Annotated in this window: 19 protein-coding genes; 8 read left to right on the forward strand and 11 right to left on the reverse strand. The window is 64.4% G+C overall.

Going from position 1 to position 22,952, the window contains the following annotated elements:
• Positions 1-85: 85 nt before the first annotated feature.
• The 3 genes from AC3A43_RS14815 to AC3A43_RS14825 all read right to left on the reverse strand — a co-directional run bounded on the left by AC3A43_RS14815 (position 86) and on the right by AC3A43_RS14825 (position 2,288).
• Positions 86-1,105: a zinc-binding dehydrogenase gene (locus AC3A43_RS14815; protein WP_487793323.1), complete on the reverse strand. Its 1,020-nt coding sequence runs from the start codon at positions 1,103-1,105 to the stop codon at positions 86-88.
• Between the two features lie 68 nt (positions 1,106-1,173).
• Entirely contained in the window at positions 1,174-1,962 is a 789-nt protein-coding gene (locus AC3A43_RS14820) for an SDR family oxidoreductase (protein WP_487793324.1), read from the reverse strand.
• Positions 1,959-2,288 (reverse strand): YybH family protein, encoded by a 330-nt coding sequence (locus tag AC3A43_RS14825; RefSeq protein WP_487793325.1) that lies wholly within the window; start codon positions 2,286-2,288, stop codon positions 1,959-1,961. Before AC3A43_RS14825 ends, AC3A43_RS14820 begins: the two co-directional genes overlap by 4 nt.
• A gap of 96 nt (positions 2,289-2,384) precedes the next feature.
• Here AC3A43_RS14825 and AC3A43_RS14830 point away from each other — a divergent pair, with 96 nt between their 5' ends.
• Positions 2,385-3,296: a LysR family transcriptional regulator gene (locus AC3A43_RS14830; protein WP_487793326.1), complete on the forward strand. Its 912-nt coding sequence runs from the start codon at positions 2,385-2,387 to the stop codon at positions 3,294-3,296.
• Between the two features lie 116 nt (positions 3,297-3,412).
• On the opposite strand, the gene AC3A43_RS14835 is transcribed toward AC3A43_RS14830, so the two are convergent.
• Positions 3,413-5,035: a GMC family oxidoreductase gene (locus AC3A43_RS14835; RefSeq protein WP_487793327.1), complete on the reverse strand. Its 1,623-nt coding sequence runs from the start codon at positions 5,033-5,035 to the stop codon at positions 3,413-3,415.
• Between the two features lie 225 nt (positions 5,036-5,260).
• Positions 5,261-6,070, reverse strand: coding sequence for an alpha/beta fold hydrolase (locus AC3A43_RS14840; RefSeq protein ID WP_487793328.1), 810 nt, complete (start codon positions 6,068-6,070; stop codon positions 5,261-5,263).
• A 138-nt stretch (positions 6,071-6,208) separates the two neighbouring features.
• Between AC3A43_RS14840 and AC3A43_RS14845 the strand changes: the two genes are divergently transcribed.
• Positions 6,209-6,688 (forward strand): MarR family winged helix-turn-helix transcriptional regulator, encoded by a 480-nt coding sequence (locus tag AC3A43_RS14845; RefSeq protein ID WP_487793329.1) that lies wholly within the window; start codon positions 6,209-6,211, stop codon positions 6,686-6,688.
• A gap of 357 nt (positions 6,689-7,045) precedes the next feature.
• On the opposite strand, the gene AC3A43_RS14850 is transcribed toward AC3A43_RS14845, so the two are convergent.
• Together AC3A43_RS14850 and AC3A43_RS14855 are read right to left on the reverse strand one after the other, a co-directional pair.
• On the reverse strand, positions 7,046-7,540 hold the full coding sequence (locus AC3A43_RS14850) for a hypothetical protein (protein WP_487793330.1): 495 nt from the start codon (positions 7,538-7,540) through the stop codon (positions 7,046-7,048).
• Positions 7,541-7,630: 90 nt separating this feature from the next.
• Entirely contained in the window at positions 7,631-9,214 is a 1,584-nt protein-coding gene (locus tag AC3A43_RS14855; protein ID WP_487793331.1) for a Na+/H+ antiporter, read from the reverse strand.
• Between the two features lie 384 nt (positions 9,215-9,598).
• On the opposite strand from AC3A43_RS14855, the gene AC3A43_RS14860 reads away from it, so the two are divergent.
• From AC3A43_RS14860 to AC3A43_RS14870, 3 genes are all read left to right on the forward strand, one after another.
• Positions 9,599-10,375, forward strand: coding sequence for an SDR family NAD(P)-dependent oxidoreductase (locus AC3A43_RS14860; RefSeq protein WP_487793771.1), 777 nt, complete (start codon positions 9,599-9,601; stop codon positions 10,373-10,375).
• Positions 10,372-11,160, forward strand: coding sequence for an enoyl-CoA hydratase/isomerase family protein (locus tag AC3A43_RS14865; RefSeq protein WP_487793332.1), 789 nt, complete (start codon positions 10,372-10,374; stop codon positions 11,158-11,160). Before AC3A43_RS14860 ends, AC3A43_RS14865 begins: the two co-directional genes overlap by 4 nt.
• Positions 11,161-11,268: 108 nt before the next feature.
• The gene (locus AC3A43_RS14870; RefSeq protein WP_487793333.1) at positions 11,269-13,101 is read left to right on the forward strand and encodes an arylsulfatase; all 1,833 of its coding nucleotides are present in this window, start codon (positions 11,269-11,271) and stop codon (positions 13,099-13,101) included.
• A gap of 27 nt (positions 13,102-13,128) precedes the next feature.
• Here the strand turns inward: AC3A43_RS14870 and AC3A43_RS14875 are convergent, their stop codons facing one another.
• The gene (locus tag AC3A43_RS14875) at positions 13,129-13,755 is read right to left on the reverse strand and encodes a TetR/AcrR family transcriptional regulator (protein ID WP_487793334.1); all 627 of its coding nucleotides are present in this window, start codon (positions 13,753-13,755) and stop codon (positions 13,129-13,131) included.
• Positions 13,756-13,877: 122 nt separating this feature from the next.
• Between AC3A43_RS14875 and AC3A43_RS14880 the strand changes: the two genes are divergently transcribed.
• Complete coding sequence (locus tag AC3A43_RS14880) at positions 13,878-15,524, forward strand: sulfatase-like hydrolase/transferase (RefSeq protein WP_487793335.1); 1,647 nt, start codon at positions 13,878-13,880, stop codon at positions 15,522-15,524.
• A gap of 6 nt (positions 15,525-15,530) precedes the next feature.
• Here AC3A43_RS14880 and AC3A43_RS14885 read toward each other — a convergent pair whose 3' ends face one another.
• Together AC3A43_RS14885 and AC3A43_RS14890 are read right to left on the reverse strand one after the other, a co-directional pair.
• Positions 15,531-15,980: an Lrp/AsnC family transcriptional regulator gene (locus AC3A43_RS14885; RefSeq protein WP_487793336.1), complete on the reverse strand. Its 450-nt coding sequence runs from the start codon at positions 15,978-15,980 to the stop codon at positions 15,531-15,533.
• Positions 15,977-17,902, reverse strand: coding sequence for an isoaspartyl peptidase/L-asparaginase (locus AC3A43_RS14890; protein ID WP_487793337.1), 1,926 nt, complete (start codon positions 17,900-17,902; stop codon positions 15,977-15,979). Before AC3A43_RS14890 ends, AC3A43_RS14885 begins: the two co-directional genes overlap by 4 nt.
• A 197-nt stretch (positions 17,903-18,099) precedes the next feature.
• Between AC3A43_RS14890 and AC3A43_RS14895 the strand changes: the two genes are divergently transcribed.
• Complete coding sequence (locus AC3A43_RS14895) at positions 18,100-20,883, forward strand: TonB-dependent receptor domain-containing protein (RefSeq protein ID WP_487793338.1); 2,784 nt, start codon at positions 18,100-18,102, stop codon at positions 20,881-20,883.
• Positions 20,884-21,006: 123 nt separating this feature from the next.
• The gene (locus tag AC3A43_RS14900) at positions 21,007-21,849 is read left to right on the forward strand and encodes an amidohydrolase family protein (protein ID WP_487793339.1); all 843 of its coding nucleotides are present in this window, start codon (positions 21,007-21,009) and stop codon (positions 21,847-21,849) included.
• Here the strand turns inward: AC3A43_RS14900 and AC3A43_RS14905 are convergent.
• Positions 21,846-22,913, reverse strand: coding sequence for a YeiH family protein (locus tag AC3A43_RS14905; protein ID WP_487793340.1), 1,068 nt, complete (start codon positions 22,911-22,913; stop codon positions 21,846-21,848). The two genes, AC3A43_RS14900 and AC3A43_RS14905, sit on opposite strands and share 4 nt — an antisense overlap.
• Positions 22,914-22,952: the final 39 nt, after the last annotated feature.

Here is a 22,952-nt window from a genome sequence, read left to right on the forward strand (position 1 = left end):
GGTCGTGCCTGTGCTGAGGTTGGGTAACACCGCGCCGAGGGTCATACCTGCGCCAGTTACGATTGGTAGCGCTTTGGCAATCATGTCATCGCGTGAATACGGTCTTCCCCCGGGTGCGGCCCTCGATCATGTCGCGGATCGCCTCGCGCGCTTCGGTCATCGGTACCACCGCGCCGACCTCGGGCTCGATGTCGTTCCGGATGACGAACTGCATCATGGCGTTCATCTCCTCGCGTGTGCCCATGATGGTGCCGCGGATGTCGATCTGTTCGACGAAGATACGCAGCAGGTCGGTATCGGCGGCGTGACCCGTCGTGATCCCGTTGATCACCAGGACCCCGCCGCGTTTGACGGCTTTCAGGCTGTCCGCCCATGTCGCGGCGCCGATATTGTCGACAACCGCGTCGACGCGGCGGGGCAGTGGGTCGCCATGCCGGAATATGCGGTTGGCGCCGAGACGTTCGGCAATCGCTGCCCCTTCGTCATTGCGGGTCGTGGCCCACACTTCGAACCCGGCCGCGCGGCCGATCTGGATAAGCGCCGTCGACATGCCTCCCGAAGCGCCCTGCACGAGCAGGGTCTGGCCGGGAATCAGTCGTGATTTGGTGAAGAGCGCGCGATAATCCTTCAGCCAGGCCGTGCCGAGCAGCGATGCGTTGAGCGCCGACAGTCCTTCAGGAATCGGCACCGCGTTGCGCTTTGGAACAGCGACATAATCCGCCATCGTCCCGGGCACGAGTTCGCTCAAGACGTGCCAGTGTGGGTCGATCGTCTCATCGCTCTTCCAGCTGTCCGTCCCCATTACCGGATAGATGACGACCGGCGTTCCGTCGTCCCGCAGCCCGGCGCCGTCATTGCCCAGGATCATTGGAAAGGGGATCGGCTCTTCCTGTGCTGTGAGCCCGCGCAGGGTGAAAATGTCATGCCGATTCAGGCTGGCATGGGTCACCTTCACCCGCACCCATCCTTCTTCCACGATTGGGTCTGGGCGTTCGCCGACGACAACGGAGGCAAGCGGGTCTTCGAAATTCGCTTCTTTTGCATAGACAGCGAACAGGGTGGTTCCTTTCAGAACAGATTGGGAGATTGGTGCTGCGCGGGGCATTGATCGATTGCCGTCGTCGGCATGCCGACGCCCGCCCTCCCGAAGGGGGCGAGCGCCGGGCGGCACCCTCAGACGGTGCTGATGGTCCCGCCATCGATCACGAACTCGGCGCCGTGGATCGCGGCGGCCCGGTCTGAGGCGAGATAGGCGATGAGGTCGGCCACCTCTTCGGGCTCGGCGCCCCGCCCGATCGAGATCCCGCCCAGGGCATCGAGCACGGACTGACGCGCGTCCTCGATCGTGCCGCCATTGGCTGCGCGAAGCGTTTCGAGAAAGTCTCCGGTGGCCTCCGTCATGATCCAGCCCGGCGAGACGGCGTTGACCCGCACGCCCTTGGGGCCGAGCTCTTTAGAGATTGATTTGCTGTAGGTCCTCAACGCGGCCTTGGCCGCGGCATAGCCGGTGGTGGACTCAGGCAGCGGCAGGACGGACTGGATCGAGGTGACGTGCACCACGGTGCCCTTGCCCCGCTCGAGCATCTGCGGGATCAGCAGCCGATCGAGCCGAACCGTCGCCAGCAAATTCAGGTTCAGCTCGGCGAGCCAGTGGTCGTCCGTCAGCGCGGCGAAGCCACCCGCCGGCGAAGCCGAACCTCCGATCACATGGGCGAGAATATCGATGCCGCCCAGCCGCTCGAGCGCCGCCTTGGCCAGCGCTTCGCTGCCCTCCGCAGTCGTCAGGTCGGCCTGGACATATTCGACGCCCTCGATGGGATCCTTGATCGCGCGGGCGGCCGTGACGACACGGGCTCCGCCGGCGAGGAAGCGCTCGACCGTGGCGCGGCCCAGGCCCTTGGTTCCACCGCTGACGAGGACGCGCTTGCCAGCGAACTCGGCGGGATCTGCCTTGATGCTCATACCGTGGTCTCCAGGGTTTTGATCGCGCCGTGCACCAGCGTGAAGCGATAGGTGAAACGGAGCGGGCTGCCCGGGAAGTCACCATGTGCGGGCCCCTCGACGACAACATCGCCGCCTTCTTCCCGCACCGCATCGGGCACGAAGATGGCTTTCACCGGGATCACTTCTTCTTCGAACAATTGCCGAATTGCCGGCTGCCCCTCGAAATGCTTGCCGTTGTCGATGAAGACCGCGTCGGGCAGGAAAGGCTTCAACATACCGTCGATATCGAGACGGGCATTTGCCTCGACATAGTCGGCGATGGGCTTGGGTAGGTCCATTGACATTTTCATCTCCTCATTCGTGACGAGACTTAATTAGCGATAGACTTCTCGCCTGATAATCGGGACAAATCGGCATAGGGTATCACGGAGATCGGGATAATGACTCGCCATTCGCTAATCGAGCTGGAGGCAGTCCTTGCCATTGTTCGGTGTGGCTCGTTTCGAGCAGCGGCGCTCGATCTCGGCATGTCGACCACGGCCATCAGCAATGCAGTGGGCAAGCTCGAGCGGGAGCTTGCCGTGAGGTTATTCAATCGGACCACACGCAGCGTCTCGCTCACCCATGCAGGACGAATTTTCGTCAAACAGATCAAACCGGCTCTCGAAGACATTCAAAAAGCGATGAATACGGTGCGCTCTCAGCAGGAGACGCCGTCCGGCACTCTGCGCATCAATGCGTTCGCAATGGCGGCGCGCGAGATCATGGCGCCGTTGGTCCTGAGCTATTTGCAACGCTATCCGCAGGTTCACATCGACCTCGTCACCGAGGGGCGGCTTGTCGATGTCGTGGCGGCGGGTTTCGATCTGGGAGTGCGCAGCGCGGATCTGGTGCCAAGCGACGCGATCGCCATACCGCTGGGCCAGATGCGACGCATGGCGGTTGTCGCATCCCCCGCCTTTTTCGAAAACAGGGCTATCCCCCAAGTGCCGCAGGAGCTGCTCACTTACCCCTGCATTCGTGTGCGGCTTCCCAATGGCGCGTTGTTCCGATGGCGGTTCGAGAAGGGCGGCGAAGAATTACAGCTCGACGTCGAGGGCCCGATCACCCTCGACGAAGCCTCCCTGACCCGGATTGCGGTGATGAGCGGGGTAGGGATCGGCTATTTCATGGAAGCCGATGTGCGCGAAGACATCGCGGCGGGACGGCTCGTGCGCATTCTCGACGACTGGACGCCGCCGCTGGTGCCGCTGTGCCTCTATTATTCCAATCGGCGCAATTCCTCTGCGGCGTTCCAAGCCTTTATCGCGCTCGCACGCGACTTCGCTGCTGGACGGCTCGCACAGCCTTGAGCCTGCTGCGGCGCGTTCAGATGCGCCGGTTCGGCTCACGCCGCGCGATGAGGCATGAGCATCGACGGCCTTCGGCCCGAAAAATCGGACCGAAGGCCTTCGGATGAGGGGCGGCTCTAGAGACCGTGGTCTGCGCGTAGACGCGTCGCGGCCTGTTCGCCAATGATCGCGCAGGGTGCCTGCGTATTGCCGGTTGTCACCCGCGGCATGATGGAGCCATCGGCGATGCGCAGCCCTTCGATCCCGTAGACGCTGAGCGAGGCATCGACGACCGACATGTCGTCCTGTCCCATCTTGGCGGTACCGCATTGGTGCCAATAGGTGACCGCGGAATCGCGAATGAACGCATCGAGTCCGGCGACGTCGCGGTCTCTTGGCATGACCTCTCCCTTGACGAAGGGTTTGAACGCCTCGCCATTGCCAAGCTCGCGACAAAGCTTGACGCATTCGCGCGCCGCCTCGAGGTCGGCCGTATCCGAAAGCATGTTCGTGTCGATCGCCAATGGCTGCGCGGGGTCTGCATCGCGCAGGAACAGGCGCCCGCGGCTCTTCGGCTGCGCAAGCCCCGCGAACATCGTCCAGCCATGGTCGGGAACGCCGAGAGCCGCCGTACGCTCGCTCGGCACGGGAAACTCGACCTGGCAGAAAAGCAGGTCGGGTGTCTCGAGATCGGGACGGCTTTTCCAATACAGCGTTGCCTCGCTTCCGCTGTTTCGCGGCGCCATCGGCCCCGCCAGCTCCCACATGCAGCCAAAGGATACATGATCCTGCATGTTGCGCCCGACACCGGGCAGGTGCTGGACGACGGGAATTGAATGGCGGCCGAGTTCGGAGCGATCGCCGATGCCGGACAACATCAGGAGCTTAGGGGTGTTGATCGCGCCGGTCGACAAGATGAGTTCGCTCCGCGCACCGACCGAAAAGACCCGGCCGTCCTTTTCGATCTCGACGCCGGTCGCGCGGCGCTGATCGAACAGGATGCGACGGACATGCGCCCCCGTCATGATCGTGAGATTGGGCCGGTCCGAAAAGGGATGCACATAGGCGCGGTACAGCGACTGGCGCCGGCCGCCCTGGACGAGCATATCGGTGATCGCGGCGCCACCCGGTCCTTCCATCATCGCGCCATTCGGGCTCGCGAATGTCGGGATGCCCTGCTCGCGCGCGGCGCCGAGAAGGGCGTGCGCCAGCGGGCTCGGATCGTGCGCGGGCTGCACCCACACGGGGCCGTCGGTACCGCGGAAAGGCGCATCGGGCGCCCCCTGCCAGTTTTCGATGCGGCGATAGATGTCGAGCACCGATGCATAGCCCCAGCTGGCATCGCCCGCCTGAGCGGCAAAATGATCCCAATCGTTTTTGTGGCCCCGCGCCCAGACCATGACATTGATGCTCGAACCGCCGCCGAGACCCTTGCCCATCGCCATCGACAGTTCGCGGCCATCGAGGTGCGGATTGGGCTCGGCCTGAAAGCCCCAGTCGCGTTCGCTCCCAAGGTTTGTTGGCCAGAGCGCGGGGTCCATGACAGATTGCGCTTCGTCGCCGCCACCCGCCTCGATCAACAGAACCTCTGCGCTGCCGTTCTCGGCAAGGCGGCGGGCAACGACGGAACCCGATGCGCCTGCACCACAGACAATGAAGTCATAGCTGCGCTTGAGATCGGCATTGAGCCTCGTCTGGTTCTCGCGAGCGCGCCGGGAAAAATCGGTGTCCTGGCCGGGGAAAGCCTCGGTGATCATCATGTTTTCCTTTTACTTTGGGGAGGGGTGGGGACGGAACGTCCCCAGTTGTCGGCCGCGCCGAACCGGCACGGCGGCGTGCAGCGGCGTCGCGGCCTGGCCCGCCGCGTCCGCTGCTGATCCGACCGTAAGACCGGCTGAAGACTGGCAATTATGGAAGGCAGGCGAGACCTGCCGGTCCCGCCTACCGGCGCCCTGCCACCGGGGAAGAGGCAGGGCGCAAGTCCGTTATTTGGAGCTGCGCGAGGCCGCCTGCGCCGCCTGGTCGATCACGTCCGTCACGACTTTCGGCTGGGTCATGAAGACGGCATGGCTTGCCGGCACTTCGGTGACCTTCGCACCGATGCGCTTCGCCATATGCTGCAGCATGCGCTGGTCGAATGCTTTGTCGTCGGTCGCGATCACTGCCCAACTCGGCTTGCTGCGCCAGGCGGCCTGGGTCAGCTTCGTGCCGAACGCCGACATGTTGATGGGGACCTGCGAGTCGCGCATGAACGCTGCATCGCTATCGGTCGTATCCGCCGCGAACCCGGCCTTGAACTTCGCGAGATCTATGAAGCCGAAACCGTCGCTTTGGGTGTCGAGAACGAACTCGCGCGGTGTAACGAACCCCTGATATTGCTGCGCCGTCGTCTCGCCGGCATCGGGGGAGAGCGCCGACACATAGACGAGGCCCGCCACCTTCGGGTCGACCCCGGCTTCGGTGATGACCGTGCCGCCCCAGCTATGGCCGACGAGGATGGCGGGACCGTCCAGCCGGGCGATCGCGCGCTTCGTCGCCGCGACGTCATCGGCGAGCGAGGTCAGCGGGTTCTGGACGATCGTGACGCGATAGCCGCGGCCCGTCAGCTCGTCGTAGACGCCGCGCCAGCCCGACCCGTCGGCGAAGGCGCCATGAACGAGAATGACGTTGCGCACCGGCTGGGTCGCGGCGATGTGACCGGGATTATCGGTCGTCTGCGCGGACGCGGCGAGGGGGAAGGAGGCGACAACGGCAGCGGCGGCGAGGACGGTGCGGACATTGTGGAACAGGGACATGCAATCTCTCCTATATGGCGATAACATTTATCGCGATAAATGAAGAGATATGAGGATTCGCTTTGCTTGTCCAGCATAAATATATCGCGATATATATTTTTGCGATTCAGTCGCTATATTGGGGGTGAAATGGAGTTCATGATGACCACCGACAATCCGCCTGTGCCGCTCGACGATCAGCTCTGCTACGCGATCTACTCTGCAGGCATCGCCGTTCAGCGCGCCTACAAGCCACTGCTCGACGAGCTTGGGCTGACCTATTCTCAATATCTGGTGCTCAACATATTGTGGCGCGAGGACAGGCAACCGATCGGACGCATTGCCGACCAGCTCGCGCTCGAATCGAGCACGCTGACGCCTTTGCTCAAACGGCTCGAAGCCGCGGGCATGGTGAGCCGAACCCGAAATCCGTCGAACGAACGTCAGGTCGTCGTCGCGCTCACGGATGCCGGGCGAGCGCTTCAAGCGAGGGCCGGCTGTCTCGGTGATGCGCTGCTGGAGGCCTCCGGCCAGTCGCCTGCAGCCCTTGCCGATCTCAACAGGGACATCAGGGCCTTGCGCGATGCCGTCTATGCCAAGGTCGGCGGCTGGAACCTGACGGACAAACCTAGCGCCTGATCGATTGCGATGATTCAGGATGCCACGGCACCGCCCGTGCGAAAGATACGCAAGGGCGCGAATTCATCGGCGGGGGACGTGGCGCGACTGCTTTAGCTGAGTCTGCACCTGATAGCGGCCTGTCCGCTTTCGGCCAGCTTCGGCGGCAGGAGATGGACGGGTCGTCTGGCTTCCGCGGCTGGCGTCACAAATGGCGCTGCCCTATCAGAGCAGCGCCTGGATCGCCTCGGTCGGATAGCGCGCTTCGACCTCTTCGCCGTGCAGGAGCGCGTCGCGCATGACCGCTCGCAATCGCTCGAATACCGACCCCGCCGCGGGTGGCGCCGCCCCCTCGAGCAGGTCGAACCATTGTCCTTCCTATTGCGCGCTGAAGCTTCTCTGCACAAATATTTCGAGAGCGGACCAAGCCGCGAGAAAAGCCTGCAGCTCATCGGTCTTTTGGTCATGCGACAGGCTGAGAAGTCGCGAACTTCGCTCGAGTCCGCCATCCTCGACAAGCTTTGCCGCTTGTCGCGCAATGCGCTCGGCGTTTGCGGTATCGAGCGAGTTCGATACCGATGCCCGTCCACCCATCGCAACCATGCCGACGCTGTAGATGGGTTCGCTTCTTCCCGGTTCGGTGAGATAGCCCGTCTCGCCCACGAGCGCATACTGCCGGTCATTATGGTGGGGAAGATTGAGTGCCGTCGCGGTGATCAGTGCGCGCGCGAGCGATTTGAAGGTTTCACGCGCGGAATCGAAGATCGTTTGGTCCATGCTCACATTCAGGCCCGCCAACTCGCGCCGGAGATTCGGATCGATCGGGGGCGCAGCAATCTGGCCCTCGATCACAAGATACGCGCCGCTCGCCATATCTTTCTGCCGACTCGCGCGAATATCGGCTGGCCGAACATGCGGGTTTCATCGTCTATCGCATGCCGACCTGACGCCGATCCTGCGGGGTCATTCCCCGCGCTGGAGTGTCATCGCCAGTTCCTCGACGTCGAGATCGCGTTCGAGTTCATGGAGGACTTCGTCCTCGATCAGGCCCGCACGGTGGATCCGGATCAGCTCGGCGCGCCCCCCGGCGATGGCCTGGAGCAGGACGTCGAAATGCGACCTCAGTCCGTCCATTGTGGTGCTGGCGTCGGCCTCATACCGCTCCATGAAATTCATCCGCTTGCGATGTTCTTCGAGCATCATCGGGTGGATCAGCGTCCCATTCTCGTCATAAGCGAGCCTTTCGATGACCGCGAACCGCGCGCGCGCCATCGCCGCTTCGGCGGCGGGCATCGCCATTTTCGCGGGCGGGTCGGTATCGACCGGCTTGACCGCGCGAATAAGCATGCCGAGGCTCGATCCCTGCGCGACGACAGTCACGAAGATGACTGCGAAGGCGCAAATCAACATCAGGTCGCGGCCGGGCATATCGACGGGAAGGGTCAGCGGAACCGCCAGCGTCACGACGCCGCGCATCCCCGTCCAGCTCAGGACCGTCGCTTGCCGCCAGCCCAGCGGGCGCGCGCGTTCCAGTCCCAGCTTGCGGGCAATTCCCAGAACCGCCTCCGATCCGAAGATCCAGACGAAGCGCGCGACGGTAAGCGTGATCACGACGGCCGCAATCACGATGACCCACGACAGCGGCATCGCCTCGATCCCGCCGATCCGCTCGAGCGCGCCGCGCAGCGAAAAGCCGATCAGGATGAAGACCAGCGCTTCGAGGACGAACACCATGATGAACCACGCCGAATTGGCGCGAAGCCGCACGTCGGCGGACAATATCTCATGCTGATACCAGCCCATCGCGAGGCCCGCGGTCACCGTCGCGATCACCCCCGAAACATGGACGGCTTCACCGGCAAGATAGGCGGCCCAGCACAGCAGGATCGTGATCAGCATGACGAGCATGCGATCCTGGAGGCGCCTGGCGAGGAAGACCCAGCCTGCGGCGACGAGCGCGCCGACGATCACCCCGCCGATCGCGACAAAGGCAAAGCTCTGCACCGCCTCGCCGGTGTGGAAAACCCCGCTCAGCGTCGCGGCGACGGCGAAGCGGAAGAGGATGAGCCCGGTCGCATCGTTCAGCAGGCTTTCGCCTTCGAGCAAAGCTTCGAGCCGACGCGGCAAATGGACTCCCTTCAGCACGGCGCGTGCCGACACCGCGTCGGGCGGCGAAACGATCGCGCCGAGCGCGAAGCAGGCGGCCCAGGGCAGGTCGGGGAGGATCAAATGCACGACCACGCCGACGACCAGCGTCGTGAAAACCACCGCGCCGACGGCGAGCGACAGGATGCCGGGAAGGTGGCGCCGAAAACGGCCAAGCGCGGTGTAATAGGCGCCGTCCATCAACAGCGGCGGCAGGAACAGCACGAGCGCGAGTTCGGGATCGAGCGATATCTCCGGCAACCCAGGGAGGAAGGCGAGCGCGCCGCCGCCGACAAGGAGCGCCGTCGCGGGCGGCCAGCGCAGCTTCAGCGCGAGCCAGTGCAGCCCGATGACGAGCGCGAGCAACCCGAGGACGAGTTCGAAGGCCTCGACCGCGTGCATCGGCTCAGGTCCGGTCCGCGCCGAGGTCGAACAATGCTATCATCTTGAGGCCCCTGTCTCGTCCAATCCCACAACGCCGTTTGTGACGCTGTTTGCAGCCGCGATCAATGCCGGAGATTGTGCAAGCTCAAAAGCTTGGCGGCCTTCGCGACCGGGCCGGACATGTCGGTCCGGGGAAGGTGAAAGGGCGGAACCCTTTATCCCCCGTCCGCCGCGCTCGGCAGCCGCGACGGGGGATGAGGTTTGGTGTGCACAAGAGGAACATTAAGGGAACAAATATGATCCGTCAACCTGTTTTTCCCGGTTTTCCGGTGGGGCCGCGCGCTCGGTTGACGTGAACGTCAATCGAGACCAATGCATAGGAAACGAAGGAAAGGGAGTATGATGGCGGAGCAACCGAAGTTCGACCTCACGGGACGCGTGGCGCTGGTGACCGGCGCATCGTCGGGACTGGGAGCGGGCTTTGCAAAAGCGCTGGCGGCATCGGGAGCGAAGGTCGTGCTGGCAGCGCGCCGAGCCGACAAGCTCGCCGAACAGGTCGCCGCGATCGAGGCGGCGGGCGGGCAGGCGATTGCGGTCAGCATGGACGTCACCGACGAAGCGTCGACGATCGCCGCCTATGACGCCGCCGAAGCCGCGTTCGGCACCGTCGACACGATCGTCGCCAACGCTGGCGTCGCGACCGAGAAGATGGCGATGAGTCTGACGGCGGCCGACGTCGATTTCCTGCTCGCGGCCAATGTCCGCGGCGTCTTCCTGACCGCGACCGAGGGCGCCCGGCGCCTCGACAAGGCGGGCAGCCGCGAGAAGCAGCATGGCCGCATCGTCCTGATCGGCTCGATCACTGCCGAGAAAATCTTTCCCGCAACTTCGGTCTATGGCGCGACCAAGGCGGCGGTGCGCCACCTTGGCAAGGCGCTGGCGCGCGAATGGGCGCGGCGCGGGATCAGCGTCAATGTGATCCAGCCCGGCTATTTCGAATCCGAAATGACCGCCGAGCTGTTCGAGAGCGACACGGGCGCGGCGATGGTGAAAAGCTTCCCGCGCCAGCGTATGCGCCCGGCCACCGACCTCCATGCGCCGCTGCTGATGCTCTGCTCCGACGCCGCGCTCGGCATCACCGGCAGCGTCATCACCGTCGACGATGGACAGACGCTGTGAGCGAACTGCTGATCGAAAGCCGCGGCGCGGTCGAGATCGCGACGCTCAACCGGCCCGAGCGACTTAATGCGCTGAACGAGGGGCTGGTCGACGAACTCAATACCTATTTCGGCGGGCTTGCTGACCGTCCCGAGGTCCGCGTCGTGATCCTGCGCGGTGTCGGGCGCGGCTTCTGCGCCGGGCTCGACATTCAGGAAGACCGGACGAGCGACGAGACGCCGGTGCTCCGCACGCTGCGTACCCAGACGCGGATCGGCAATATCTATCGCAAGATGCGCGCCTGTCCGCAGCCGATCATCGCGCTGGGCCATGGCGCCGCGTGCGGCGGCGGGCTGTCGCTGCTGCTCGCGTCGGACGTCCGCTATGCGGCGCCGTCGTTCAAGGCGAACGCTGCCTATATCCGCATCGGCCTTGGCGGGTGCGACATGGCATCGAGCTATTTCCTGCCGCGCCTCGTCGGCGCCAGCCTGGCATCCGAGATGATCCTGACCGGCCGCTTCATCGATGCCGAGCGGGCCTTGCGCGCCGGACTGGTGAGCGAGATCGTCGAGGAAGCGGCGCTGCTCGACCGCGGCCTCGCGCTTGCCGACGAGATGCTGGCGACCAGCCCTTATGGCCTGCGCCTCTCGAAACAGGCGCTCAACCTCAACATCGATGCGCAAAGCCTCGACGCCGCGATGGCGATCGAGGATCGCCAGCAGGTGATCCTGTCGGCGACCGAAGACCATCGCGAAGCGCTCGCCGCATTCCTCGAAAAGCGGGCGCCGGAGTATCGTGAGCGATAAGATTGGCGGCACCGGATTTGCCCCCCATTGACTCATGAATATATTGACATAGTAAGTGCCATATCCCGAGGGGGTGGGAGTGATGGCAGTGCGCAGGAGGACCACTAAATGCCGGGTCGCATAGGCGGGTCCCGGCGTGCTGCCATCATCTTCGCCGGCGCACTGATCGCCGCGACCCCTGTGCAGGCGCAGCGCGCCGCACCGGCGCCAACGCACCCCAATATCGTGATCTTGCTCGCCGACGATTGGGGCTTCAGCGACGTCGGTGCATTCGGCGCCGAATTCGCGACTCCGAACATCGACGCGCTGGCGCATTCGGGAATGCGCTTTTCGAATTTCCACGTCGCGGGGTCGTGCTCGCCGACGCGCGCGATGTTGCAGACGGGGGTGATGAACCACCGCAACGGGCTCGGCAACATGCCCGAGACGATCCCCGACGCGCATCGCGGCAAGCCCGGTTATGATACGGTGATGAACCACCGCGTCGTGACGATCGCGCAGCTGTTGAAGGCTGCGGGATATCGCACCTATCTGACGGGCAAATGGCATCTGGGCAGCGACCCGTCGCGCCTGCCGCACGCGCGCGGATACGACCGTGCCTTCAGTCTAGCCGACGCCGGCGCCGACAATTTCGAACAGCGCCCGATCGAGGGCATGTACGACAAGGCGAACTGGACCGAGAACGGCAAGCCCGCAACGCTGCCCAAGGACTATTATTCGTCGCATTTCGTCGTGCAGCGGATGATCGATTACATCGAGGCCGACCGCAAAAGCGGCAAGCCTTTCTTCGCGTCGATCAATTTCCTCGCCAACCATATCCCGGTGCAGGCGCCCGACAGCGACATCGCGCGCTATTCGGCGATGTACAAGACCGGCTGGACCGCGCTGCGCGAAGCGCGGGCAAAGCGCGCCGCGGCGCTCGGCATCATGCCCGCGGGCGTCCCGATCGTGACGATGCCGACGACGCCCGACTGGCAAAAGCTCGATGCCGACGAGCGCGCCGCCGCCGTCCGCGTGATGCAGGCCTATGGCGGCATGGCGACCGCAATGGACCGCGAGGTTGGCCGCCTCGTCGCGCATCTGAAAGCGACGGGCGATTATGACAATACGATTTTCGTTTTCCTCTCCGACAATGGCGCCGAGCCGACCAACCCGTTCCACAGTCTGCGCAACCGTATGTTCCTCGGCATGCAATATGATTTGGGGACCGCGAATATCGGTCGGCGCGGCAGCTTTTCAGCGATCGGGCCGGGCTGGGCGAGCGCCGCTGCCTCGCCGCTGTCGGGATATAAGTTCACCGCCGCGGAGGGCGGCCTGCGGGTGCCGCTCATCATCGCCTGGCCGGGCAATTCACAGGTCCGCCCGGGCGCGATCAGCGATGGCCTCGCGCATGTTACCGACATCCTGCCGACGCTGACCGAAATGGCCGGGGTGCCTGGCCACCGCGGCGACTGGCAGGGCAGGGCGGTCGAGCCGCTGACCGGCCGCAGCCTTGTCCCTGTGCTGAACGGACAGCCGGGCAGCGTCCACGGTGACGCGCCGCTCGGGTACGAGCTGTCGGGCAATGCGGCGCTGTTTCGTGGCGATTACAAGCTGGTGCGCAACCTCGCACCGACGGGCGACGGTCAATGGCGGCTCTACGACCTGAAGGCCGACCCCGGTGAAACGCGCGACCTTGCCGCCGCGATGCCCGACCGTTTTGCTGCGCTGATGGCCGATTACCGGGCCTATGCGAAAGCGAACGGCGTCCTCGAGATGCCGGCGGGCTATACCGCCGACGAACAGATCAATCGCTATGCTTTCGAACAGCAGGGGAAACCGCGCCTGATCCGCTTCGGGCTTTGGATCGGGGGCATTGTCCTGCTGCTGTCGGCGCTGGTCTGGGGGCTGCGCCGCCGCCGCCGGGCACGCCGCGATGGGGTGGCCGGCCCGCCTTCCTGACAGCGGCTCCCCCCGCCGGCTTCCGCTTCAACCCTCTTCGACGATGGCCGCCATCAGCGCTTCGACCATCTGCCCCATCACCGCTCCCGCCTCGTCGGCCGAAAGGCTCTGGTCGTGGCGCAGCGTGCGCCAGGTGTGGAACGACAGCGCGGCGCACAGCGCTTCGACCCCGATGCGGTCGGCGCGGACCGGACCGGGAAGCAGGCAAAGGATCAACTCGCGCTCGAACATCACGACGCGGCTATATTGCCCCATCAGAAACGGGGATTGGTAACGCTTGATGTTCGCCGCGAGGCGGAAGGGAAGCGTGGTCTCGAACAGGCGGACGCGGCGGCGGACCAGCTCGCGGACATTGGCGCGCCACGGCTGGTCGGGGTAGGGCGCCATGACGATCGGCGCGACGCGTTCGGTGATCGTTGCCGTGATCTCGGCATAGAGCGCATCCATATCGTCGAAATGGCGAAACACGGTGCGCAGGCCGATGCCGGCCTCTTCGGCGACGCGCGCGGCGCTCGGCGACAGGTCGCCCGCGACGATCAGCTCCATCATCGCCTCGACGATGCGTTTATGGCTCGACCGTCCGCGTTCGCGGCGGCCATCGACCCGATCGGGTTCGGCCTCTGGCGCGCTGATTTTCTTCACCCCTGTCGTCATCGCGCCCCTGCTGGCCCGACTTGGCGCCCGGGTCAATTGATCTTGCACACCCATCGGTATAATGACACGTATAGTGTCAATAGTTTTTGCGCGGGCCGACAGCGCTGAACAGGGGCGAGCAGATGAAGAAAAGATGGGTCGCGCTTGGCGTATTGGCATTGGCGGGTGCCGGCGGATATTGGGCCTTCGAGGCGAACAAATATCGCATTCCCGGCCTCGTTCAGGATTGGAAAGACCCGGTCCAGCCGAACCGCGCGGTCGCGTGGCAGCAGGGCCCCACCGAGTCCGCCGCCAACCCGCTCGGCGGCAAGCGTCCGCCCAATATCATCCTGATCGTCGCCGACGACCTTGGCTTCAACGACATCAGCCTGAACGGCGGCGGCGTCGCGGGCGGGATCGTCAAGACGCCGAACATCGACGCCATCGCGCGACAGGGGATCAACTTCACGACCGCTTATGCTGCGAACGCGACCTGTTCGCCATCGCGCGCGGCGATGATGACCGGTCGCTATCCGACGCGCTTCGGCTTCGAATATACCGCGGTGCCGGTGCAGTTCGCTGAAAGCGTCTCGCACGGCGAGGGGGTTGGACCGCACAAGGCGATCTTCCACAAGGAACTGATCACGCCCGGCATCCCCGACTATCCCGACATGGGCGTTCCGGCGAAGGAAGTGACAATTGCCGAGGCGGTGAAAGCCGCGGGCTATCATACGCTGCACATCGGCAAATGGCATCTGGGCGAAGCCCCGGCGCTGCAACCGCAGGCGCAGGGTTTCGACGAAAGCCTCGCCGTGCTTGGCGGTGCCGCGATGTTCCTGCCCGAAGATGATCCCGACGCGGTGAATGCGAAGCTGCCGTGGGACCGGATCGACCATTTCATCTGGGCCAATCTGCGCCACGCGGTGACCTTCAACGGCAGCAAGCGCTTCCATCCGAAGGGTCATATGACCGACTATTTCGCCGATCAGGCGATGGCGGCGATCGAGGCGAACCGCAATCGCCCCTTCTTCATGTACCTCGCCTTTAACGCCCCCCACACGCCGCTGCAGGCGACGAAAGAAGACTATGCGAAGCTGCCGCAGATCAAGGATCACAAGGCACGCGTTTACGGCGCGATGATTGCGCAACTCGACCGGCGCATCGGCGACGTGATGGCAAAGCTCAAAAAATTGGGGATCGACGACAACACGCTCGTCATCTTCACCAGCGACAACGGCGGGGCCTGGTATACGGGCATCGACGATCTGAACGCGCCTTATCGCGGGTGGAAGGCGACCTTCTTCGAAGGCGGCATCCGCACGCCCTTCTTCATGCGCTGGCCGGGGCAGATCGCGCCGGGGTCGACCCGTGCCGATCCGACGGGCCATATCGACCTCTTCTCGACCATCGCGGCGGCGGCGGGCGCGGCGATACCCGCCGACCGGATCGTCGACAGCGAGGATATCCTGGCCGGTCCGGCAAAGCGTGCTGCGCTTTATTGGCGCTCGGGCGATTATCGCGCGGTGCGGGCTGGCGACTGGAAGCTGCAGATGACGAAGCGCCCGGAGAAAATCCGCCTCTACAATCTCGCGGCCGATCCGACCGAACGGCACGACCTGTCTGCGACCGAACCACAGCGGGTCGCGCAACTCAGCGCGATGCTCGCCGCGCAGAACAAGGACATGGCCAAGCCGATCTGGCCCGGATTGATCGAGGCCCCCGTGCGGATCGACGTGCCCCAGAACGCGCCGTGGAAGGACGGGCAGGATTATATCTACTGGACGAACTGACTGGAGCTAGCGTTCGACCTTGGTGGCGAGGATCACCGACGTCGTCGTGCGCTCGACGCCGTCGAGCAGGCCGATTTCGTCGATCAGCTCGTTGAGCTGCGCGCCATCCTCCGCCTCCAGCATCGCGATGATGTCATATTCGCCGCTGATCGCATGGATCGCCTGCACCAGCGCGAAGGATGCCAGCGCCTGTTCGACCTCGCGGTGAAAGCGCGGCAGCGTCTTGATCATCATATGCGCGCGCACCCGGCTCGCGATAAAGGCATGGCCCAGCCGCACCGTATATCCGGCGACGACCTTCTCCTCCTCCAGCCGCGCGAGCCGCGAATAGATCGCCCCGCGCGAAATGCCGAGTTCCTTCGCGAGCTGCGCGATCGTCTGCCGTGCGTCGTCGCGCAGCAGGGTGAGCAGGCGTTCGTCGACCTCGTCGAGATTGACGCCCGACTGCGGCATCATTCGGCCAGCTTCTCGTCGGCGAAGATCGCGGTTTGTGGACTGCCCCCGGCGCGCATTCCGCCACGATACATGCCCAGGTCGTTGATGGCAAAGGCGGGGCGTCCGTCGGGGCCCATCGCGATCAGCCCGCCGTCGCCGCCGATCGCGCCGACCGCCATGATCGTCGCTTGCGCGGCGTCCCTCAGGCTTTCGCCCTTCCACGCGACGCGGTCGCACAGCTGCCGCGCGGCGCTTTCGCGGATGAAATATTCGCCCGATCCGGTCGCCGACACCGCGCACTGCCCATTCTTGGCATAGGTGCCCGCGCCGATGATCGGCGAATCGCCGATGCGGCCCCAACGCTTGCCGGTCATGCCGCCGGTCGAGGTCGCGGCGGCAAGATTGCCGTCGGCGTCGAGCGCGACCGCGCCGACGGTGCCGAACAGATGCGTCGGGTCGACCGCCGCCTGCTGCTTCGCGCGCCACGCGAGCAATTGCTGCCAGCGATCGTCGGTGCGGAACCAGCTCGGGTCGACCTGCTCCAGTCCGCGCTCGACCGAGAAACGGTCGGCGCCCGCGCCCGCCAGCATCACATGCGGGCTCTTGTCCATCACCGCGCGCGCCAGGTCGATCGGGTGCCGCGTCCGCGTCACGCCCGCCACCGCGCCCGCCTTTTGCGTCTTGCCGTCCATGATCGCGGCGTCGAGTTCATTCTTTCCCTCGGCGGTAAACACCGCCCCGCGCCCGGCGTTGAACAGGGGATTATCCTCCAGCACGCGGATCGCCGCCGCGACGGCATCGAGCGCCGCGCCGCCCTTGTCGAGCACCGCGCTGCCCGTGCGCAACGCTTCGTCCAGCCCGGCGCGATACGCCTTGTCCTTTTCGGGCGACAGCGACCCGCGCTCGATCACCCCGGCGCCGCCGTGGATTGCAAGCGACCAGCGCGGCACTTCGACGATCTCGCCGGCGCGCGCGGCATAATTGCGCACAAACACTGGCGCATCGACTTGCCCCGACGGCAGGTGCAGCACCGACCCGGGGCCGACCCCGGTCACCTTGACGCGCGGCGCGTCGAGCGGGCCGCGCTGTTCCAACCCGCGCAGTCCGGTCCCGTCGACCACCCACGCATAGCCGTCGGGCTCGGTGGCATAGATGCGCGCCGTGCCATCGGGCTCGACCGCGAGCGCGGCGCTCTCGTCGACGCCGACGCCCAGCATCGCGGGCTCGCTCGCCGCGCGCCCGACCTGCGCCTTGGCGACGAAGGCGAACAGCCGCCCCAGCCGCTCGCGTTCCTTGAAATGCGTGTCGGTGACGACGCCCTTGAGCAGTGCGAAATGCAGGAAGTCGCCCTCGATCGTGTTTGCGGGTCCAAAGGGATCGGCAAGCGCCTCGGGGCTTTTCAGGCTGCCGTCGTCCATCGCGCCATATAGTTTCTCGCCCTGGATCGCGAGGCCGGCGCTGGTGCCCGCGAGCGGCTTGCCCGCCGCAACATGCGCGTTCAGGATGTCGCCGACGGGCGTCCCGCGCCAGTATCGCACGTACCGCGCCTGATCGCCGCCCGCGATAAAGATGCCGTCGGCCTTTTTCAGCCGGTCGAGGATCTTCTTGTTCGTCGCCTGCGACCGGCCGTGAAAGACGAAGATCTCGGTCGACTGGATGCCGCCGATCTCGTCGAAAAATTCCTCGCCGATCTCCTTGCCATAGGATGCGCTAATCACGACGATATGGCCGTTCCCGGCTTTGCCGAAGAACCATTTCATCGAATCGACATTGCGGTCGCCGCCGCCCATCAACAGCAGCCCGCCCGACACCGGCCCCGGCGTCGGCGTGTTCAGTTTGCCGAAGACATAATGTTCATAAGGCTTGTCCTTGGCCTCTTTCGCAGCCGCCGGCGCCAGCGACAGCCCCATTGCCGCGACCAACAGCCAAAATCCCCGCATCATCGAACGCAGCATCCGTCTTCCTTCTGGCGACCCCTGAAAGGCGCGATGTTACATAATGACGGCACAAAAAGACAATATGATTTCCCATTTCGCCATAGTGATTGAAATTATCGACGTTTTCTGGTGGATGGGATGAAATATCCGGTTGGTGGGCCAGCGATTTGATTCGGGCCGGAATGAAGCAGGGGATCTGATAGATGAGGAATTTCGGTAAGCGGGCGTTTCGGATTGTTCTGGGGCTGGGCGTTTGCTTGCCCGCGCTGGCCGCACCGGCCTTTGCGCAGGACGCCGCCGAAGGCGAAGCGCAGGAGATCATTGTCACCGGATCGCGCATCCCGACGATAAAGGATCAGGGGCCCTCGCCGGTCACCACGATCGATTCCGACACGATCCGCGCCAATGGTTATACCAGCGTCCCCGAATTGCTCGCCGCGATGACGCAGAACAGCGGCGAAACGCAAAGCCCGCAATCGGGCAGCAGCGCCGACTTCACCCCCGGCGCGCAGCAGGTCGACCTGCGCGGCCTCGGCCCCAACCACACGCTGGTGCTGATCAACGGCCGCCGCATCGCCGACTTCCCGCTGCCTTATATCGGCCGCAGCAATTTCACCGACATCTCGAACATCCCCGTCAGCCTGATCGAACGCGTCGAAATTCTGAGCGGTGCAGGCTCGGCCATCTATGGCTCCGACGCGATCGCGGGCGTCGTGAACTTCAAGATGAAGGAAAAGCTCGACGGCATCACGCTCGACTATCGCCACGGCCGCACCCAGCACGGCGGCGGGCTGTCGCACCGCTTTACCGCGACCGGCGGCTGGTCGACCGACCGTTTCAGCATCGCCGGCGGCATCGAATATCTCGATCAGCGCCCGCTCTGGGCGTATCAGCGCAAGATCCAGGACAGCACCGACGACAGCCCGGGCAGCACGATCGCGCGGCGCACCTTCCTGCGCTATAACATCGACAGTGACACCTATATCGATCCGGGCGCCGACACCTGCGCCGCGCTGTCGAACCTTAACCGCGGCACGACCATCTATGCCTCGCGCCCGCGGTACGGCGAATTCGACGATGCCCTCGATGATTATGGCCCCGGCTATTATTGCGGCAGCAAGGAATCGATCGGCTACGGCACGATCGTTTCGGGGCGCAAGGGCTTCAACAGCTTCGGCACCATGTCGTACGAGCTGTCGGACAATGCCAAGCTGTTCACCGACTTCCAGTTCGGGATCAGCAAGGTCCGGCTGATGTACGACGTGACGAGCTGGGCGTTCGAAAATTCGTCGTCGAGTTCGGACAATACTTTCTACAACAGCTTCATCGACGACGTCGACGACTGGTCACGCCAGTTCACGCCGGAGGAAACCGGTGGCTTCGAAATGCAGCGCAACAAGCAGACGACGTACAGCATCACGCCGGGCATCCGCGGCAATTTCGGCAGCAGCTGGAATTACGAGCTGTCGTTCAACTACAGCCGCTACAAATCGATCGTGCGCTGGCCGCAGATCATCAACAGCAAGGCGCGCGACCTGTATCTCGGGCCGCAGCTCGGGATCGACGAAGACACGGGCTATCCGATTTTCAACGCCGATCCGGCGCGCTTCTATCGCGCGCTGACCCGCGCCGAATATGACAGCATCTCGGCCGACACGGTGTACAAGCCGGTCAGCTGGACCAGCAATCTGCAGGCGACGATCACCAACGGCGAGCTGTTCCAGCTTCCCGCCGGCCCGGTCGGCTTCGCCGCTGTCGCCGAATATGGCAAGCAGGGCTATAATCTTAATCCCGACCCGCTCGCGCTCACCGATTATTATTACAGCTGGAAGGACAGCGACGGCGCGGGCAAGCGCAGTCATGGCGCGATCGGTGGCGAATTGCGCGTTCCGGTGCTCAGCTTCGTCACGCTGACCGGCGCCGCGCGGTACGACACCTTCGGCTTCGACGGCCGCGATGTCGGCAAATTCACCTATAATGGCGGCATCGAAGTCCGCCCGACCGAAAGCCTGCTGTTCCGCGCCGCCTATGGCACCGCCTTCCGCGCGCCCGACCTCCACTATGTCTTCACCGGACCGGGCAATGTGCAAAGCAGCGTCGACGACTATTATCTCTGCCGCACTGAGGAACCCGGCGAGGATATCAGCGATTGCAGCTATTCGGGCACCGGGGTCGTCGTCAATCGCAACGGCAACCGCGATCTCGCCGCCGAAACCGGCAAGACGCTGACTGCGGGTATCGTCTTTTCGCCGTCGAGCCGCCTGCACGTTTCGGTCGACTATTTCCGCGTCACGCTCGACAATCAGGTCGACGACCTCAGCACCAACCAGATTGTGCGCGACGAAGCCGATTGCCGGATCGGGCGGACCGAGAATGGCGCGGCGGTCGATATCAACTCGCCGACCTGTCTGGACGCGATCGCCCGCGTCAACCGCTTCACGAGCGGCTCGCTGGCGGGCGAGATCGAAGCGATCCGCGTCAACCCGATCAACATCGCGCGCGAAAAGACCAGCGGCATCGACGTCGCGTTCCGCGGCACGTTGCCGACCAGCTTCGGCGACTTTACCCTGTCGCTCGCGCACAGCCATGTGTTCAAGCACAGCTTCCAGCAATATCCGGGCGATCCGGTGATCAACAAGCTGGCGGCGGACAGTGGCTATTACCTGCCGCGCGACAAGTCGAACGGCAGCATCACCTGGGCGTCGGACGGCGCGCAATTCACTTTCTCGGGTACGCGTCTCGGCAAGCTGCCCAATTTCGACGAAGATGCCTTCATCAAGGCAAGCTATTTGTTCAACGCCACGCTGCAATATGATTTCACCGATCATATGCGCGGGTCGCTGACGGTGCGGAATGTGTTCGACAAGATGCCGGTGAAGGATCCGACCTGGACCAGCTATCCCTATTACAACACCAGCTGGTTCGACAGCGTCGGCCGCAGCGTTTTTATGCAGCTGACCTACAAACTCGGCGGTTCGCCGCTCTGACCAATGCGCGGCGCGGGGCTGGTTTCAACGCCCCCCGCGCCGCCGATCCGCTCCGAGGTAATTGGCGATGAGCTCGCTTTGTGGCAAGTCGGGGCATTCCCGACTTTACCCATTGGAGCCCCCATGCGCGCCCTGTTGCTTTCGATTGCCCTCCTGACGCCTGCTATTCCTGCCGCCGCGCAGGATGCCGTCATCGACACCCACGTCCACCTCCACAACGGCGAAGCCTCGATCGCCGAATATCAGGCGCAGCTCAAAGCGTCCGGGCAATCGGTCGATGCGTTCGGCGCGATGTGGTTCGGCGGCCCCAATCAGGCGCTCGCGGGCAATCCCGCCGATATCCGGACGCGCAACGACGCGCTGATCGCGCTTGCGGCAAAGCACCCCGGCATGATCGCTATCGCGACGGTCCATCCCTATGACGGCGATGCCGCGCTGGCCGAAGTCGATCGCGTCGCCGCGCGCGGGGTGAAACTGCTCAAGATCCACCCGCACACCCAGAAATTCGACGCCGCCGATGCGCGGGTGCTGGCGCTGGTGAAGCGCGCAGGCGCTGCCGGGCTGATCGTGGTGATGGACAATGCCAACATCCTGCCCGGCGACAGTGAGAAACTGTTCAACCTGGCGCTCGCGGCGCCGAAGACGAAGTTCATCTTCGGGCATATGGGCGGAATGAACTTCCGCTTCTGGAACATCCTCGCGCTCGCGCGCACGGCCGACCGCCTCTTCGCCGACAATATCTATTTCGACATTTCGGCAAGCGTGATTCTTGCGGCGGACTCGCCGATCGAGGATGAATATGTCTGGACGATCCGTAATGTCGGCGTCGACCATGTGCTGCTCGCGTCGGACTTCCCGCAAATCTCGCTGCCCAAGACGCTCGAAGCCTTCGCGAAGCTCGACCTGACCGACGAGGAGCGCGTCAAAATCCGCTCGGGCAATGCGCGAAAGCTGCTCGGGCTTTAGACGATCGCGAGCGCGAACAGCAGCGATACGGCAAAGCTCGTCAGCGAGGCGAGCAACACCGGAACGCCCGCGCGCCAGCCCATGTCGAGCAGCAGGTCCATCCGCGTCCGCATCGCGGTCGCGGTGACCGCGAGCAGCAGCAGCGCCTTCGACGCCGTCAGCGCGCCGCCGCGCACGGCATCGGGGATCGGTGCAAGACTGTTCAGCGCCACCATCGCAAAGAAGGCAGTGATGAACCAGGGCAGGGCAAGACGCCGCCAGATGCGTTGCTCGCTGCCGTCCTCGGGCTTCAGCAGCAACCCGACCAGTGCGACCACGGGCGCGAGCAGCGCGACGCGCGCCAGCTTGACGATCGTCGCGCTTGCCCCCGCTGCGTCGGAAAAGGCGTAGCCGCCGCCGATCGCCTGCGCGACGTCATGGATCGACGCCCCGATCAGGAAACCCGCCTGCGCATCGCTCAGCCCGAACCGCGCGGCGAGCAAAGGATAGATCGTCATCGCGAGCGCGCTCGCGAGCGAAACACCGACCAGCGTCAGCGCGAATTGCGCCTGCGACAATCGCTCCCGCCCGATCACGCCATAGAGCGCGAGCGCGGCGCTGGCGCCGCAGATCGCCGTCGCGCCGCCTGCAAGCAGTCCGGCATAGGGCGATTGCCCCGACAGCCTTGCGCCCAGAAAGCCCGCGCCCATCGTCAGCGTCATGATGACGATCAGCGCGGCAAAGGGCACCGGGCCGATCACCGCGATCTGCTGGAAGGTGACCTGCAACCCGAGCACGACGATTCCGACGCGCAGGAAGGTGCGCGACGCAAAGTCGAGGCCGCGGTGCGTCGCCTCATTGGCCGAGATGAAATTGAGCGCCAGCCCGACGAGCAGGCCGAGCAGGATGATCGGAAAACCATAATGGTCGGACAGCCATGCCGCGGCCGCCGATGCCACCGCGCAGGCGGCGAGGCCGGGGAACAGGCTGCCTTTCGGCGCCGTCCCGGCGACGGTCTGCGCAAGGTGCAATTCGCCGAACAGGTCGCCGCCGCTCGGCAAATTGTTCCAATGCGCGTGCCGCATCGAGGTCAACTCGTTTCTGTCTAGCGCTGTCATATAATC

It is taken from the genome of Sphingopyxis sp. Soil_C_28 (assembly GCF_057657055.1).

Coding starts and splice junctions, on each gene's coding strand:
- AC3A43_RS14885 (WP_487793336.1), bottom strand. CDS start 15,980: ATGATGCCGCAGTCGGGCGTCAATCTCGACGAGGTCGACGAACGCCTG.
- AC3A43_RS14880 (WP_487793335.1), top strand. CDS start 13,878: ATGAAGAAAAGATGGGTCGCGCTTGGCGTATTGGCATTGGCGGGTGCC.
- AC3A43_RS14900 (WP_487793339.1), top strand. CDS start 21,007: ATGCGCGCCCTGTTGCTTTCGATTGCCCTCCTGACGCCTGCTATTCCT.
- AC3A43_RS14835 (WP_487793327.1), bottom strand. CDS start 5,035: ATGATGATCACCGAGGCTTTCCCCGGCCAGGACACCGATTTTTCCCGG.
- AC3A43_RS14905 (WP_487793340.1), bottom strand. CDS start 22,913: ATGCGGCACGCGCATTGGAACAATTTGCCGAGCGGCGGCGACCTGTTC.
- AC3A43_RS14830 (WP_487793326.1), top strand. CDS start 2,385: ATGACTCGCCATTCGCTAATCGAGCTGGAGGCAGTCCTTGCCATTGTT.
- AC3A43_RS14840 (WP_487793328.1), bottom strand. CDS start 6,070: ATGTCCCTGTTCCACAATGTCCGCACCGTCCTCGCCGCCGCTGCCGTT.
- AC3A43_RS14825 (WP_487793325.1), bottom strand. CDS start 2,288: ATGTCAATGGACCTACCCAAGCCCATCGCCGACTATGTCGAGGCAAAT.
- AC3A43_RS14855 (WP_487793331.1), bottom strand. CDS start 9,214: ATGCACGCGGTCGAGGCCTTCGAACTCGTCCTCGGGTTGCTCGCGCTC.
- AC3A43_RS14845 (WP_487793329.1), top strand. CDS start 6,209: ATGATGACCACCGACAATCCGCCTGTGCCGCTCGACGATCAGCTCTGC.
- AC3A43_RS14890 (WP_487793337.1), bottom strand. CDS start 17,902: ATGATGCGGGGATTTTGGCTGTTGGTCGCGGCAATGGGGCTGTCGCTG.
- AC3A43_RS14815 (WP_487793323.1), bottom strand. CDS start 1,105: ATGCCCCGCGCAGCACCAATCTCCCAATCTGTTCTGAAAGGAACCACC.
- AC3A43_RS14875 (WP_487793334.1), bottom strand. CDS start 13,755: ATGACGACAGGGGTGAAGAAAATCAGCGCGCCAGAGGCCGAACCCGAT.
- AC3A43_RS14870 (WP_487793333.1), top strand. CDS start 11,269: ATGCCGGGTCGCATAGGCGGGTCCCGGCGTGCTGCCATCATCTTCGCC.
- AC3A43_RS14850 (WP_487793330.1), bottom strand. CDS start 7,540: ATGGCGAGCGGCGCGTATCTTGTGATCGAGGGCCAGATTGCTGCGCCC.
- AC3A43_RS14895 (WP_487793338.1), top strand. CDS start 18,100: ATGAGGAATTTCGGTAAGCGGGCGTTTCGGATTGTTCTGGGGCTGGGC.
- AC3A43_RS14820 (WP_487793324.1), bottom strand. CDS start 1,962: ATGAGCATCAAGGCAGATCCCGCCGAGTTCGCTGGCAAGCGCGTCCTC.
- AC3A43_RS14860 (WP_487793771.1), top strand. CDS start 9,599: ATGGCGGAGCAACCGAAGTTCGACCTCACGGGACGCGTGGCGCTGGTG.